We start from the raw sequence: 14,548 nt of genomic DNA on the forward strand, positions 1-14,548 counted from the left end.
CCTGCGCTTTCGCTCCTTGCCGCTGGTCAAAACGATCCAAACCAAATTGACTTCATTTATGAGTCCGTACCCTAGAGATCGCCGTCTTTCAGAGCTTCGCGGGCTGCGTCATAGTGATCTTCACGCATGTGACTGCGGACCATGGCGATCGCGGCCATCAGCACGGTTGCGTCGTCACCAAAGCCGACGCCGATCAGGAAATCGGGGATCGTATCGATCGGCAGCACGAAATAGGCAAGCGCGGCAAGCACGGTTGCCCGAACCTTGGTGGGTGTTGCCGGATCGAGCGCACAGTAATACCCAGCGACCACATCCTCCATGAACGGGATCTGCCGGGCAGCCTTTTTCGCCGTCGCCAGCAGCTTCTGGCGTACGGTTTTCGTCTGCTCTTCTTCCGGACCGAGGTATTCGGGTTCGAAACCCAGGTCTTCAAATGAAAAAGAGGAGGTCATCGCTGAGGTCTCCCACGTGTTGCCCAACTTTACATGTGGTGAATTTGCCCACGACTTCAACCATAACGCAAATTGGCGGCAACCGAAGCGGGAAAGGTTACTCGTTTGGAGCCGAACACCAGTTTGGTCGTTGCACCGAGCGACGGCAGGGTTTGAACGTTGTGTTTGGCACCCTAATGACGCATAGGTCCGGCAACAGGTGTCAGAGCTCAGAAAGAGAGTGAAGCCATGTAGCTTTTGGGTGTTCGATCCTGACAGAATGGTCGAGCACTGCTTTTCCTCTAACGCTTTGATTTTGTGCTGTTATTTGATCCGATCGCGAAAACACCAGGCCTGACTTGGGCACTCTAGCCAGGTTCAATTGCGGACCGGTGAGTGACGCCGAGCTGGGTGATCAACAACGCTGCCCCCATCAGCGCGAACCCTTTCAAAAAATGCGCCTGCTGCGAGGCCCAAAGGGTGGGGTCGTTTTGAGTAAGTAATTCATAACCGTGCACAACAAAAGTCACCGGAAGCAGAAAAGCGACCAGAAGCCACCCCCCCAGGCGTGGATGCCAATTGAAAAGGATCATTGCCGCCCCGGCCAATTCCACAGCACCTGAGACATAAATCAGGAAAACCGGGTAGGGGACCATCTCGGGCATCAACGCAACGTAGTAGGGGACGTTGGTAAAATGCGTCACGCCTGACAGGAAGAAGAGCGAGGTAAACAGCAAACGTGCTGCAAGTGTTAAGCCCCAATGGTTCGGTAGACGGTTTTCGGCAAACATGGGAAACGCCTTGATTGAGGATCATGCCAAGGCCGCTCACCTGGAAGGAGCGACTTCGTTTTGAGATGCTGTTGCGACGGCAGTCAGGATGAGGCTCGCCACGGCTTCTGGATGGGATAACATGGCAACATGGCTTGAGGCGACTGACGTTACCTTTGCCTCCATGCGCTTTGCGAAATACCCCTGTAGACGCGGTGGAATGATCTGATCGTCTTCAGCAAGCAGATAATATGTCGGTTGCACCGACCAGGACGCGATGGTGGGGGCTTCGGAGTTGATCTTGTACTGGATCGGGCCTTGGGTCGCGGCGATCAGAGCGGTTTCCTCAGGCGCAAGATCGGGGGCGAAATAGGTTGCAATCCCTTCAGCGCTCAGCCTGACATAGCCACCTGAGTCGGGTGTTGCCTCTGCCTGCCAGGGAGCGGGAGGCTTGCCTTTCAGCAAGTTGGTCATGGCTTCACCGGCATCCAGGGCCAAGCCCGCGACATAAACCAGGGCCTTGACGTTCTCATGTGTCCCGGCCTCGGTGATGACATTGCCGCCATAAGAATGACCGACAAGCACAACCGGGCCGTCCTGCATCTCAACGAGCCGCGTGACGACTGCCGCGTCGCCTTGCAGCGACGATAAAGGAAGCTGCGCAGCACTGACGGAGACACCAGCCTCATGCAGGAGAGGGATCACCTTGTGCCATGCAGAGCCATCGGAGAACGCACCATGGACAAGAACGACGGAGGCCTCCTCCGCTGTGGCGCTCATCGGAAGCGCCAACGCGATAGCGGCCATTCCGGCACGGAACGTGTTTAGAAATCTGGACATCACGGAATATCTCCTCGGCGGTTTAGCGTTGCCAAGGAGGTACAAGACGAGTCAGGGTTTGCCGATGATGCGGACAACGGAAGACTTAGCAGAAACGCCAAATTTCGAGACCGATGCGTTTTCGGAGGTCCTCAACATTGTCCATGTCCGCGGAGAAACAGCCCGGTTGGTCACGTCGCAGTCCCAGCGCAAATTCTCCGTCCCAAGGGGCAAACCTTGCGTTTACATTGTCGAACGGGGGATGCTTGAAATCACCGTCGACGCGGAACCTCCGCTGCTGCTGCACGAAAAACAGATCGCCCTGATGCTGCAGGGTACGGCCCATCAGGCGGTTTTCAGCTCTTCTCGGCGGAATGCGACGCGAACGCAAATGAACCAAGCCGATGCGGACGAGCGAGAAATTGAGGCAATCAATTGCTTCTGGGGCAGCTTTGCCGTCGATGGGGATCTGGCCACGCGAATTCTGCAATCCCTGCCCAAGGTGATTGTTCTCGACAGCCCTGCCGACAATCCCATCGAATGGGTCGACACGGTGTGCCAATTGGTGCTGAGAGAGCTTGGCGCAACCCGTCCTGGTGCAAGCCTTATGGTATCACGCCTGCTGGACCTGTTGTTGGTCATCATCCTGCGTCGCTGGGCGCAATCCGAGGACAGTCTTCCCGGCTGGCTCGCAGCCGCCAAGGACGAGCGAATTGCCCGCACCCTCTCCGCAATTCATGCCGATTCTTCACGCACTTTGACCAATGGCGAACTCGCTGATCTCGCCGGGATGTCCGTATCGAGCTACACCACCCGATTCAAGCAGGTGATGGGTCAATCGCCGGGGTCCTATCTGCGAGCCTGGCGGCTGGATCAAGCAGCCGAAGCTCTCTTGCACTCCAGCACGTCGATCGATGCGATCGCATACCGCGTGGGCTATGCCTCCAAGGAAGCCTTCAGCCGGGCATTCCAGGCGAAGTTCCATACCAGCCCTTCGGCCTGGAGAGCCTCCCGCGCAAGCTGAAAACCGGTCAGGGCACGCACCGTAGCGCCCATGATTTCAACGAGCAGGCATTCTCCTTCTTCTTTTTTTGTCCGGAAGGAGAAAGCCGTCTATTCAGGCCTTTGCGCGCGCACGCGGGATGACCGCGCGGCAACTCACTGGTTGCCGCGGGTTTCGAGCAGTCTGCGGGCAATCACCTGGGCCTGGATTTCCGCTGCGCCTTCAAAGATGTTCAGGATGCGGGCGTCGCACAACACGCGTGACACCGGGTATTCCAGCGCGAAGCCGTTACCGCCATGGATCTGCAGCGCATTGTCGGCTGCGGCCCAGGCAACACGTGCGCCCAGCAGCTTGGCCATGCCGGCTTCCAGATCGCAGCGCTTGCCGGAATCCTTCTGCCAGGACGAGAAGTATGTGAGCTGACGGGCGATCATGAGTTCGGCTGTCATCAGGGCCAGCTTGTCAGAAACGCGCGGGAAACTGATCAAAGGCTTGCCGAATTGAATGCGTTCTTCCGCATATCGCAAGCCAAGGTCAAGCGCGGATTGGGCGACGCCGAGTGCCCGGGCAGCGGTTTGAATCCGCGCGCCTTCGAAGGTCTGCATCAATTGCTTGAAGCCTTCGCCCTCGACCTGGCCCAGGAGGTTCTCGGCCTTGACCTCAAATCCGTCAAAAGCGATTTCGTATTCCTTCATGCCCCGGTAACCGAGCACTTCGATCTCGCCGCCGGTCATGCCGTCCGCGGGGAACGGGTCCTCGTCGGTGCCACGCGGCTTTTCGGCGATGAACATGGACAGGCCCTTGTAACCGGGCTCATCCGGATTGGTGCGCGCCAGCAGCGTCATGATGTCCGCGCGAACCGGGTGCGTGATCCAGGTCTTGTTGCCGGAGATCTTCCAGGTGTCGCCGTCCTTGACCGCCCGCGTCTTGAGCGAGGCGAGGTCTGAGCCGGTGTTCGGTTCGGTGAAGACAGCTGTCGGCAGGATCTCGCCAGACGCGATTTTCGGCAGCCAGTGCTGTTTCTGATCGTCGGTGCCGCCGCACAGGATCAGCTCGGCGGCGATTTCAGACCTGGTACCCAGCGAGCCCACACCGATATAGGCACGGGAGAGCTCCTCGGAGACCACGCACATGGCTTCCTTGCCAAGGCCGAGCCCCCCGTATTCTTCCGGAATGGTCAGGCCGAACACGCCGAGTTCGGACATCTGATTGACGACCTCGAGCGGAATATAGTCGTTTTTCAGGTGCCACTCATGGGCGTCGGGAACAACAGTGTCCTCCGCAAAGCGCCGCATTTCGTTGCGGATCTGCTCCATGGTCTCGTCAAGACCCGGGTCGCCGAACGTCGAATGACCGGCCTGGTCGCGGATAAGCGCTGCGATTTCGCTGCGAATGGCTGGCGTGTTGCCGGTTTCGATGAGGTCGTCGATTTCCGGAATGCGGAAGCCGGCTGCCTCCTCCGTGCTGATGCCAAGATCGGAGAGGCGCACGAATTCGCCCTGGTTCATCGGGATGCCGCCGAAAATCTGCGCGAGAAACTCCGCAAAACCAAGCTGGACAATCCTGTCCTCCAGCGTGCCGTACCGGCCTTCTGCGCTCAAACGCGCCGCATACGCGTCGAGCTGCCGCAGGGATTCGACATAGGTTGCAAGCCAAGCAAGGCCGTGCGCAGCGCGTTGTTCTTGCTCCATAAGGCGCGCCGAAACGCGGCCATCTTCGGTTACCTGCGCCCGCACGCGTTGCGCTGCAAGATCAAGCAGGCGGTCGAGTGTATCGACGGCCGAGGCGGTTCGTTCAGTCAGGCTCTCTGGCGTTTCTGCCGCCGTCAGGGCTGCAGTTGACATAGGCGATCTCCGTTTTCATTTGTTGCGCCGATGCGCTTTTTGTTGAAGCTATGTTGCGTCGCACACACTCATTTGTCGAGCCGGAAATTCTTCTTCTTTCGAAGGGGGCAGTTTTCCCGCGTCCACACTTGACTGTCAGGGGCGGCAAAGGCCAGATCAGGACATGAGTGTGCGGCAGACTTTCGTGGCGATTTTTTCAGTCCTTAAGGACGCGATTGGGCATTTTGCCCGCGATGACGGCTTTGCCATGGCGAGCCATGTCGCGCTGTCCGGACTGCTGGCCATTTTCCCGCTCCTGATCTTCATCGCGTCGCTTGCGGCGTTTTTCGGCATGACGGGTGCCGCCGACACGGCGTCCGATCTGGTGTTCGATGCCTGGCCGGAAGCGGTCGCAGCTCCGGTCGTGCGTGAAATCCACAACGTGCTGACGGTGCGGCGTGGAGATCTTCTGACCTTTGGCGCGATCGCGGCCTTCTGGTTTGCTTCCAATGGCGTTGAAGCACTTCGCACAGCATTGAACAGGGCCTACCGGCAGCAGGAACACCGGTCCATCGTGTTTTTGCGCCTGCAATCCCTCGGGCTTGTGCTTTTGGGCGCCGCCGTGCTGCTGGCGTACACATTCCTCGTGGTGCTTGCGCCCCTGGCCCTGGCGGCGCTGGAGGCTCATGTTCCAAAAGTCGAGTCGTTCCTGCTGTCCATCAACGTTGCACGCTATTCGCTGGCAGGGTCGCTGTTGATTATCGGGCTGTTCGTGACGCACTGGCTGTTGCCGGCCGGAAAGAGACGGTTTCGGGATTTGTGGCCTGGCGTCCTGGCAACTCTTGTCATGTGGATCATCGCGGGCAGCGCGTTTGGGGCCTATCTGGCAAGTTTTGCCAACTACGTCTCCACATATGGCGGTCTCGCCGGCATCATGACCGCATTGATTTTTCTATATATATGCGCGCTGGTGTTCATTCTTGGCGGTGAACTCAACGCGGCCATTTCCCGGCAGCGCAGGTTAAGGGACCGCATGAAGAAGCGCGCTGCGGCAGTGCCGGCGGCCTAGCTTGAGGTTTTCCTCAGAAAGCCACATTTCATGCGGAAATGCTGAGTGGCCGATCAGGAGCGTTGCGCCGACCGCCTGATGATCAGAACCGCACCGATGATCAGCGCCATTCCGGCAATCTGGATGAGCGACAGCGTTTCGTCGAAGAGGAAATAACTTTCGACCGCAGTTGCCACGGGAACCAGGTAAAAGAGGCTCGCGACCTGCGAGACCGCGCCTTCCCGGATGAGCAGCATCAGCAGCAGGATTGCTCCGACCGACAGAACCAGCACCAACCAGCCCATTGCGAAAATCAACTCGCCGGACCACGTGATCTGCCAGCTTTCGGATAGCGTCAGCGGCGCCGTGATCATCAGTGCACCGACATACTGCCAGATGGTCGCGGCCAGAAGATCCGTATCGGGTACAAACCGCTTTTGATAGACCGTTCCCAGGCTGATGGCGGCAACGGCAATGAACGCGGCGAGGATCGTCACCGTGGTTATGCCAGTGCCACTGATGTCAAATTTGGGTCCGAGGACGAGAACCAGTCCGACCGCGCCGACCGCCATACTGAGCCAGTGTTTTCCTGAAACCGTTTCTTTCAGCAGCATGAGTGCGATCAGAGCTGTCAGAACCGGCTGTAACCCGACGATGATGGAGGAAGCGCCTGCCGGCATGCCCTGTTTGATCGCCCAGAAGATGCCGCCCAGGTAAATGCCGTGCACCAGCATCCCGGTGACGAGACAGTGGAAGACCGCCATCGGTGTGACCGGCCAGGACTTTGCCAGGATCAGCGCCAGACCCAGAAGAATGGGAACGACGATCAGGAACCGGACGGTGAGAAACACCATCGGGTCGATATAGGGTGCGCCTAGTTTTGAGCCGATGAACCCGGTCGACCATAACAGGACGAAGATGACCGGTGCGGCTTTGGTCAGGAGATTCAAGGCGGCCTCAGCGAGAAAGACAACCGGCGCGGGACTGCGCCGGTTAAAACTTGGCAAGATACACGGTTGTTAACCGTAAATTGGCATTTTTAGCCAAATTTGAGTCGTCAAATAAAGCATTAAGGGACATACGCCGGTGGCATTCGTATCGCAATCACCTTTTCAGATCCTGTCGAAATTGTCTGTAAAGGTCCGGGTTCTTGCATTGAGCCTGTTTACCGTTGTCGGGTTGCTTGCGATCGGAGGCGTTTTCTTCTGGAGCCAGAACGAGTTGAACTCCGCCTTTTCGCGCATGAGCGAGAGTTCGCTGCTGGCGGAGGAAGTGGCAAATCTGTCCGAAACGGCCGCAAAGCTGCAGGTCATCGAGAAGCAATATCTGAGCGCTCCGTCCTCGGAAAATTATCAGCTTTTCGACACGCTGCTTGAGAGCGCCAAGTCCCAGTTGGCTGTGATCGAAGAAAACCCGTCCGCTGAGACTTACCAGACCGAACTTGCAGATGTCAGGGACACACTTGAAGGCGCGCACGGATCATTCGAGATGCTCGACGCCGTCCAGCAAAAGATCGGGTACGACAGCTCGCAAGGGTATCTGTCTGTTCTCAACGAGAAGACGGCGGCTGTGAAGAATCGCCTGCAGGAGGAAATGAAATTCGGCGGCGGTCCGGATTTCGAAAAGCTTGCGCGCGCTATCCTTGCCGTTCAGCTGGCAGAAAAAGAATACACCTTGAGCAACACGGCAGAAGCCATCGAGGTGTTCGACACGCAGTTTGCAGCCTTCGAGAAGCTTCTGAAAAAAGTCTACATCTCCGATACGATCAAGACGGAGCTGGCGGACAACATGACCGTCTACAAGGCGACGTTTGACGAGTACAAGGTCGCCACAGCGGACAAGGCCGACAGTGTCGTGATCCTGGAAAGCCTGTTTGAACTGGTGCCGCCGCATATTGCGTCGCTCAACGCAGCAGCCGGGAAAATTCAGGCAGAAGCCGCGAACCAGCTGGAAACCGCCAGAACCATCGCTCTGTTTGCGATTGGCGGCACAATCCTGGCGCTTTTGCTGCTGTTGCCCGCGTTGGCCTTTGTTATCGGCCAGTCCATTTCCAGCCCGCTCGGAAGGCTTCAGGCGGCCATGGAAGCGCTCGCCGGTGGTCAGACGGACATTGATCTTCCCGAACTGGCCGGAAACAGCGAACTGGCATCCATGAGCCGGACGGTCCGGGTCTTCCAGGAAAATGCGATCGAGCGGGCAGAGCTCGCGTCCGCCAAGGATCACGAAAACCTTCAGCGTGAGGAACGCGTTACCCGCCTGGACGGACTGATCGCCCGTTTCGAAGGAACTGTTACGGAGGCGCTCGACAGTCTCGATCGGTCAAACGGCGAACTTGGGCAGACCTCGCAATCGATGGAACAGGCCGCAGACGACGTTGCCAATCAGTCCGACGAGGCGGCCGGCGCGGTGCGCAACGCCGCTGAGAACGTCACATCTGCCGCCCATTCGGCAGAAGAACTGGCCGCGTCTATTTCCGAGATTGCCGATCAGGCCAACAAGTCGACCGAGGTGGCCCAGCAGGCCGTCAAGAGCGCGTCTTCGACGGTGGAAACGATGCAGGAACTCTCGGGAGCAGCCGATCGCATCGGAGAGGTCATGGGACTTATCCGGGACATCGCCAATCAGACGAACCTCCTGGCGCTCAATGCCACCATCGAGGCGGCACGGGCCGGAGAAGCCGGAAAGGGCTTCGCGGTCGTAGCAGCCGAAGTGAAACAACTCGCGGATCAGACCTCAAGGGCGACGGAAGACATCGCAATACAGATCGAAGCGATCCAGGGATCATCCGGCCAGGCGGTTCACGCGATCGAAGACGTCAACAAGATCATCACCGACATGGAAGGCCTTGCGTCGGCCGTCGCCGCCGCCGTGCAGCAGCAGGATGTCGCCGTTCAGGCGATCTCTGAAAACGTGTCGAATGCGTCTGTGCGCTCCGAAGAAGGTGTGTCGCGTATGGAAGCTGTCGGATCGGCTGCCGAACTGGCACGGGCCAACGGCACCGAGGTGGAACAGCTTGCTGAATCGCTTAACAGGCAGGGCACCTTGATCCGGCAGGAAGTCGCGGAATTCCTACAAGGTGTCCGGGAAGCCTGATCCTGAAATTCAATGAGACGCTGCGGCGAATTCGTCGCAGCGTTTTCCCCCTTCTGGCGGACCGCCAATCTTCGTGCTAGTGACGCATTACCACGCATGAAGAAGGCGGAACGGAATGCAGGAAGAAATCGTTATCGTCGGCGCCGGGCAAGCCGGTGCCCAGCTTGCTCATTCGCTTCGGCAGGGTGGATTTGAAGGTCCGCTTCGCCTCATCGGCGATGAAGCGCATCCTCCCTACCAGCGTCCGCCGCTTTCGAAAAAATACCTGGCCGGCGAGGTCGGGGCAGAAGGTCTGTGGCTGCGCCCGCCTGCCTTTTTCGAGACCAACAACATCGACCACATTCCAAACACGAAGGCGGTTTCGATCGATCGCGCCGCGCGGCGCATTCACCTGGAAAACGGAGACACTCTCTCTTATGGCAAGCTGGTTCTTGCGACAGGCACCAACGCGCGGACGCTGCCGCTGAATGGGGCAGACAAGAAGGGTGTCGTGACCTTGCGGTCGATTGCCGATGTCGATGCGATCCGCGATGGTCTCAAGGACAGCAACAGCATCGCGATTATCGGTGCGGGCTACATAGGCCTCGAAGTTGCTGCTGTCGCAAAAGCACTGGGCAAATCAGTCAGCGTGATCGAGGCGCAAGACCGTCCGATGAAGCGTGTCGTCAGCGAAGCCGTCTCCAGTTACTTTGCCAAGCTGCACCTGGACAAGGGCATCGATCTGCGCCTTGAGACCGGCATTGAGTCCATTGAGGGTGAGGATAGTGTGACCGGTGTCAGACTCGCCAATGGTGACGTTGTTCCGGCTGAACTGGTTCTCAAAGCGGTCGGTGCAGAACCCAACGATCATCTTGCTGCCGAGTCCGGTCTTGAAGTCGACAATGGCGTGCTTGTGGACGGCTCCGGCCAGACCAGCGACGAACATATCTATGCAGTCGGCGACTGCACGCGCTTTTATTCCAACCGCTATCAGCGGTCCGTGCGCATGGAAAGCGTTCAAAATGCGATCGACCAGGCGAAAGCCGCCGCTCAGGCGCTGCTGGGCGAAGACGTCGACTATGATCCGTTGCCCTGGTTCTGGTCTGATCAGTATGACATCAAACTGCAGATAGCCGGCTTGTCCGAAGGCTATGACGACACCGTTGTTGTCGGCTCGCCCGACGACCACAAGTTCTATGTCGCCTACTTGAAGGACGGCAAACTGATTGCAGTCGACAGCATCAATTTCCCGCGCTCACACATGCTGGCGCGCCGGGTCATCGGAGAAGAATGGCGCGTGGGATTGCTGCCCGAGGCGTGAGTTGGACGGCGATTGTGATCCAGGAAAACCGATTGACACTCCATCGATATTTCCTTCCTTCACGAGTTCAGTTCAATCGTTAAGAGAAACAACACGACCCGTCATTGCCGGACTTGATCCGGCAACCCACGCCGTTCGTTTTCGTCTAGCACGTAACTCCGATGTGGATGAGGTCACGGCATGGGTTCCATGGTCGAGCCATGGGACGACAGGAGCAAGACTGCCAATTGCACTTCTCGTGAGGACACTGGACTAGGGTACGGACTCATAAATGAAGTCAATTTGGTTTGGATCGTTTTGACCAGCGGCAAGGAGCGAAAGCGCAGGAAATGTGGTTCATTTTCAAGCCTTTCGCGACGAAGCAGATGGTCAAAACGGCCAAATCCGAAGGACGGCAAAATGGCTTCACCTCGCAGCGTCAACGCGCTTGACCGGGCATAAAGCCCGCTCTTCACACGCTTCCTCGCGTGATTTCGCCATTTATGCCGCCAGATCGGCTTCATTTATGGGTCCGTACCCTAGAGCGCTGCCAATCCCGTCACAAGGGATCCGATTCCGAGCCTTACCCGCGCTTAATACAGCCGATGAGACAGGTAATTGCCGCTCAGCGTTCCCCGGCATTCTGCAGGATGAGCCGGGTGACTTCGTTCGGGATTTCCAGATGCGGCATGTGCCCGACACGTTCAAAAATGTGGGTTGCCACGATGCCCGGCAGTTTGTGCGCCTGACGGGTTGGCAGGACGCGATCCTGTGTTCCCCAGATCACCTTGATCGGCATGTTCAGGGCCGCGAGTTCGTCGCGAGGCAGCGTCTTTTGCACGCTGCCATCGACGATCTCTTCCACAATCGCTTCCAGCGTTGCAGTCGCGCCGGGTTTGGCTCTGCTTTCGGCGACGCTTCTTGCCAGATATTTCGGAAGCCTGAATTCCCAGCCGAAAAACTGTTCGAGCAGGACTTCCATTCCCTCCGCGTCGGTCGTGGTCGCATACCTGCGCAGCAGGCGGTGATTGATCTCCGGTCCGAACCCGCCCGGCGCGAGAAGTGTCAGGCTGGCGATCCGGTCGGGATCTCTCAGCGCAACCAGCGCGGCAACGGCACCTCCCATGGAATGTCCGACCAGGTTCACTTTCGAAAGGTCCAGCGCGTCAAGTGATTGCGAGACGGCCTTCGCAGCGATGCCGGCGTTGCCGATGCGGGGCCAATCGAGCGCTTCACCGTGTCCGGGAAGGTCAAATGCCAGCGAACGTTTTTTCGCCGACAAGGCAGTTTGCGTGTTTTGCCACGTTTGCCGGTCGCCGCCGAAGCCGTGCAACAGAATAACGGGTGTCTCGTCCGTCCCCGACGTCGTCTGGTCGTTGAAGGGAAGGTGCGTTTGGGCGGCTGGGCGGAGATCGGTCATGGTCTCTTTTGAATTGCGTGACGTTTGAAATGGAGATGGTCGGTTGTCATGCTGAAGGGGTATCGGCCTTGAAACAGTTTAACCGTCGAGAGCAAACAAGGGTTGGGGGTCGGTGAAACCGCTGAGTTCGAAGGAGCCGACCAAACGGGCACGCGAACCGCAATAGCGGGCAACGTCTTCGGTTACAAGCACATCCGATCCGGCTGTTTTGGTCAGGCTTTCCACACGGGCCGCTGCGTGAACCGTCTGCCCGATCACCGAGAAGGTCAACCTGTGGGCAACGCCAATATTGCCGAACATGACCGACCCCACCGAGAGGGCAACACCGGCCTTCATGGGAAGCATGGTTGCGGGGTCGTCATTGATGGCGGCAAGCCGCCGGCGGGTTTCGTCCGCCGCTTCAACGGCCAGTTCCACCGCGCGCTCAAGCCCCAACGTGTCGGTTGGAAAGACGCCCAGAACGGCGTCACCAATGAAGTCGAGAACCTCGCCCTCGTTGTCGAGGATGGACCCGGCAGTCGCCTCAAAAAACGTATTCAGCCAGGTCAGGTAGGCGTCCGGCCCCAATTGTTCGGCTATGGCCGTCGACTGGCGCATGTCGCTGAAATAGATCACCGCGTCTATGGTCTCCCCGTCACCGTGGCGGATCTGACCGTTCAAGACCTTGTTGCCTGCATTCTTTCCGAGGTAAGTCTCGGCGATCGTCCGGCTGATCTGGCTTTCGATGGTGGCACGCGCAGCAAGAGCGAGCCGCTTCTGGATATATTCGATCGCGGAGAGAGCCTCATCGGAAAACCCGGTTGCGTGACAGGTTGCCCAGCTCACGATGATGCCGGTGGTCGGATAATCCTCGTTCGTTGCCGGAAGTTTAAAACCGGTCGGAAGCACGAGATAGTCCGTGTAGCCTGCTTTGCTAAGGCTCGCGAGCAGCGGGAATTCCTGCGGGGCGTTGGCGTTTGTCAGGCGGCGGCGGAACCTTGGTTCCTTATTGACCAGGACCGAGCGCACGGGACTGTTCAGCCATTCCTCGGTTTCCTCGTCCGCGTGGGCGATGAGATCGTGCTGCAGTTCGCTGCCGCTTTCCCAGATGACGACCTCGGCTTCGATCAACGGATGCAGTGTCGTCCAGGCCATCATGGCCCGGTCGACGGGAATGTCGCATTTTCGCAGCCGTTCGCACATTTCAGCGAACATGGTTGCCATATCAGGCGACCCAAGTGCTTGGCCAATCAGCCAATCTTCGATGTCATCGATTTTCGCCATACTGATCATGAGGACAAGTTAGTGTCCTTTTGGTCCGGTTTCCAGACGCGCGGCATGCTCGACAACTCCCGGGCCAAAAAGCTTAGTTCGCCGGCACTTCCGCAACTTCGCCCGGAGGAATTATCAGCCAGTTGACGACCACCTCGGGAATGTCGGCGCTGGAGCGATAACGGAAGGATTTGCTGCCGTCACGGACAGCATCAGGATAGAATACGAGGAGCTCATTGAGCGGGATGTCCCGATCACCGCGCCAGACGATCATCACCCCTTTTTGCTGAACATCTTCCAGGTCGATCCAGGGGCTCAAGGTCTGGCTGTGCAGATAGAACATTGATGGCCGGCCGGGCGCATGAAGCGTGACGTTCGCTGCCGACCACATGTCGCCGGCGACATAGGCTAGGTCGGTTCCGGTCTGCGATTTCCAGATGTCCGCCAACTCGATGGCAACGTCCTTTGCCGGGTAGTGGATGCGCGTCTGCTTCTCTTTCCAGAAAGGCTCCAGGACCGCCTGGCCAAAAATGACAACAAGAAAGATTGCCTGGATCGCGATTGCTCCGACGATCGCGCGCCTCGGAAACGGCCACAGTCCGGGCAACGCGAAAAAACGGACGGCCACAATGCCGGAGAGCACGAACATCGGCGTGCCCCACATGTGTTCAAACTCGTTCCCCGTTATCGCTGAGGCGAGCACGATGACCGCAAGCGGAACAAAGGCAAACCACAGCAGAAAGCGGTCGCCCGGCGCGGCGAGCCTTGTCTGGCTCTGCTGCCGTTCGGCTGAATACCGTTTCAGCCCGGACCAGCCAAGTCCGGCGAGAACGATCAGAAACAGTCCGGCATGATTGCCAACCTGGGCAAAGAAGAAATTCAGCGGATTGAACAGATGATCAAAAAAGGAAACCGCCGGTTTGCTGCGGCTTGCAGCATATTGCAAGGTCAGGAAGTCGGTCTCCAGAAGCCAGAGTATGTGGGGTACGAGCAAGGCGGCGCAGACCAGTGTGCATAGCCACGGACCGGGCGACAAGATCAGGCGCCGGCTATCGGCAAAGACAAGCGTGTAAAGCCCGATCGTTCCGACAAGGAGAAAGACAAAGTACTTGGTGTAAAGCCCGAAAGCGGTGAGAGCGCCAAGCAGTACCCAATCCAGCAGGGTCGGTTTTTGCTGGATCTTCAAAAACAGCAGGATCATGCCGCTCCAGACGGGTATCTGCAATGTATTCGGATTGAATTCCGGCATCGGTAGCGTGAAGTAAAACGTCACGCTGGTGAGCACGATTGACCAAAAGGCCTGCCATTTGCTGAGCGCGAGGCGCCGGGCGATTTTCCAGACGAAGAGATATCCGAAGGCGGCCGACAGGGCGCTCAGCCAGTAGCCGCCGACATAGTAACCTCCTGTGAGCCGGTGGCTCAGTTCCAGCAGCCAGGCTTGCATCGGCGGGTGCTTGGTATAACCGAGTTGCAATTCTCTGCCCCATGCAAAGCCTTCAACCACATCGAGCGGTGGCCCTGGAAATGTCAGCGTGGGCACGAGGCCGTAAAGCAGGCACAGGCCAGCAGCATAGAAAAGGGCGGCGCGTGATGCGGTCATTGGGTCACTTG

13 protein-coding genes are annotated in these 14,548 nt (G+C 58.1%); 4 read left to right on the forward strand and 9 right to left on the reverse strand.

Features of this window, described 5'->3' with window-relative positions:
* Positions 1 to 71 precede the first annotated feature (71 nt).
* From RBB47_RS29325 to RBB47_RS29335, 3 genes are all read right to left on the reverse strand, one after another.
* Complete coding sequence (locus RBB47_RS29325) at positions 72 to 452, reverse strand: YkvA family protein (protein WP_305989481.1); 381 nt, start codon at positions 450 to 452, stop codon at positions 72 to 74.
* Positions 453 to 799: 347 nt separating this feature from the next.
* Positions 800 to 1,222 (reverse strand): DoxX family protein, encoded by a 423-nt coding sequence (locus RBB47_RS29330; protein WP_305989482.1) that lies wholly within the window; start codon positions 1,220 to 1,222, stop codon positions 800 to 802.
* A gap of 36 nt (positions 1,223 to 1,258) precedes the next feature.
* Positions 1,259 to 2,041, reverse strand: a complete 783-nt coding sequence (locus RBB47_RS29335) for an alpha/beta fold hydrolase (protein ID WP_305989483.1) — start codon at positions 2,039 to 2,041, stop codon at positions 1,259 to 1,261.
* Between the two features lie 64 nt (positions 2,042 to 2,105).
* Here RBB47_RS29335 and RBB47_RS29340 point away from each other — a divergent pair, with 64 nt between their 5' ends.
* Positions 2,106 to 3,044 carry an AraC family transcriptional regulator gene (locus RBB47_RS29340; protein WP_305989484.1) on the forward strand — a complete coding sequence of 313 codons (939 nt, stop codon included), beginning with the start codon at positions 2,106 to 2,108 and terminating at the stop codon, positions 3,042 to 3,044.
* A gap of 134 nt (positions 3,045 to 3,178) precedes the next feature.
* Here the strand turns inward: RBB47_RS29340 and RBB47_RS29345 are convergent, their stop codons facing one another.
* Positions 3,179 to 4,867: an acyl-CoA dehydrogenase family protein gene (locus tag RBB47_RS29345; protein WP_305989485.1), complete on the reverse strand. Its 1,689-nt coding sequence runs from the start codon at positions 4,865 to 4,867 to the stop codon at positions 3,179 to 3,181.
* Between the two features lie 163 nt (positions 4,868 to 5,030).
* Between RBB47_RS29345 and RBB47_RS29350 the strand changes: the two genes are divergently transcribed.
* Positions 5,031 to 5,915 (forward strand): YihY/virulence factor BrkB family protein, encoded by an 885-nt coding sequence (locus RBB47_RS29350; RefSeq protein ID WP_305989486.1) that lies wholly within the window; start codon positions 5,031 to 5,033, stop codon positions 5,913 to 5,915.
* Positions 5,916 to 5,968: 53 nt separating this feature from the next.
* Here the strand turns inward: RBB47_RS29350 and RBB47_RS29355 are convergent, their stop codons facing one another.
* Positions 5,969 to 6,844 (reverse strand): DMT family transporter, encoded by an 876-nt coding sequence (locus RBB47_RS29355; RefSeq protein ID WP_305989487.1) that lies wholly within the window; start codon positions 6,842 to 6,844, stop codon positions 5,969 to 5,971.
* Positions 6,845 to 6,980: 136 nt separating this feature from the next.
* Here RBB47_RS29355 and RBB47_RS29360 point away from each other — a divergent pair, with 136 nt between their 5' ends.
* Both RBB47_RS29360 and RBB47_RS29365 read left to right on the forward strand, forming a co-directional pair.
* Positions 6,981 to 8,987 carry a methyl-accepting chemotaxis protein gene (locus RBB47_RS29360; protein ID WP_305989488.1) on the forward strand — a complete coding sequence of 669 codons (2,007 nt, stop codon included), beginning with the start codon at positions 6,981 to 6,983 and terminating at the stop codon, positions 8,985 to 8,987.
* Between the two features lie 115 nt (positions 8,988 to 9,102).
* Entirely contained in the window at positions 9,103 to 10,287 is a 1,185-nt protein-coding gene (locus RBB47_RS29365) for an NAD(P)/FAD-dependent oxidoreductase (RefSeq protein WP_305989489.1), read from the forward strand.
* A gap of 173 nt (positions 10,288 to 10,460) precedes the next feature.
* Here RBB47_RS29365 and RBB47_RS29370 read toward each other — a convergent pair whose 3' ends face one another.
* The 4 genes from RBB47_RS29370 to RBB47_RS29385 all read right to left on the reverse strand — a co-directional run bounded on the left by RBB47_RS29370 (position 10,461) and on the right by RBB47_RS29385 (position 14,537).
* The gene (locus RBB47_RS29370) at positions 10,461 to 10,790 is read right to left on the reverse strand and encodes a hypothetical protein (RefSeq protein WP_305989490.1); all 330 of its coding nucleotides are present in this window, start codon (positions 10,788 to 10,790) and stop codon (positions 10,461 to 10,463) included.
* A 101-nt stretch (positions 10,791 to 10,891) separates the two neighbouring features.
* Positions 10,892 to 11,686: an alpha/beta fold hydrolase gene (locus tag RBB47_RS29375; RefSeq protein WP_305989491.1), complete on the reverse strand. Its 795-nt coding sequence runs from the start codon at positions 11,684 to 11,686 to the stop codon at positions 10,892 to 10,894.
* A 78-nt stretch (positions 11,687 to 11,764) separates the two neighbouring features.
* Entirely contained in the window at positions 11,765 to 12,949 is a 1,185-nt protein-coding gene (locus tag RBB47_RS29380) for an adenylate/guanylate cyclase domain-containing protein (RefSeq protein ID WP_305989492.1), read from the reverse strand.
* Positions 12,950 to 13,031: 82 nt separating this feature from the next.
* Positions 13,032 to 14,537 (reverse strand): glycosyltransferase family 39 protein, encoded by a 1,506-nt coding sequence (locus RBB47_RS29385; protein WP_305989493.1) that lies wholly within the window; start codon positions 14,535 to 14,537, stop codon positions 13,032 to 13,034.
* Between the last annotated feature and the right edge of the window lie 11 nt (positions 14,538 to 14,548).

Source organism: Roseibium sp. MMSF_3544 (assembly GCF_030732845.1).
Classification (GTDB): domain Bacteria; phylum Pseudomonadota; class Alphaproteobacteria; order Rhizobiales; family Stappiaceae; genus Roseibium.

Bases quoted from the DNA above. Each gene is read 5' to 3' on its own strand.
- RBB47_RS29325 (WP_305989481.1), bottom strand. From the start codon at position 452: ATGACCTCCTCTTTTTCATTTGAAGACCTGGGTTTCGAACCCGAATAC.
- RBB47_RS29330 (WP_305989482.1), bottom strand. From the start codon at position 1,222: ATGTTTGCCGAAAACCGTCTACCGAACCATTGGGGCTTAACACTTGCA.
- RBB47_RS29335 (WP_305989483.1), bottom strand. From the start codon at position 2,041: ATGTCCAGATTTCTAAACACGTTCCGTGCCGGAATGGCCGCTATCGCG.
- RBB47_RS29340 (WP_305989484.1), top strand. From the start codon at position 2,106: ATGATGCGGACAACGGAAGACTTAGCAGAAACGCCAAATTTCGAGACC.
- RBB47_RS29345 (WP_305989485.1), bottom strand. From the start codon at position 4,867: ATGTCAACTGCAGCCCTGACGGCGGCAGAAACGCCAGAGAGCCTGACT.
- RBB47_RS29350 (WP_305989486.1), top strand. From the start codon at position 5,031: ATGAGTGTGCGGCAGACTTTCGTGGCGATTTTTTCAGTCCTTAAGGAC.
- RBB47_RS29365 (WP_305989489.1), top strand. From the start codon at position 9,103: ATGCAGGAAGAAATCGTTATCGTCGGCGCCGGGCAAGCCGGTGCCCAG.
- RBB47_RS29370 (WP_305989490.1), bottom strand. From the start codon at position 10,790: ATGAAGCCGATCTGGCGGCATAAATGGCGAAATCACGCGAGGAAGCGT.
- RBB47_RS29375 (WP_305989491.1), bottom strand. From the start codon at position 11,686: ATGACCGATCTCCGCCCAGCCGCCCAAACGCACCTTCCCTTCAACGAC.
- RBB47_RS29380 (WP_305989492.1), bottom strand. From the start codon at position 12,949: ATGGCGAAAATCGATGACATCGAAGATTGGCTGATTGGCCAAGCACTT.
- RBB47_RS29385 (WP_305989493.1), bottom strand. From the start codon at position 14,537: ATGACCGCATCACGCGCCGCCCTTTTCTATGCTGCTGGCCTGTGCCTG.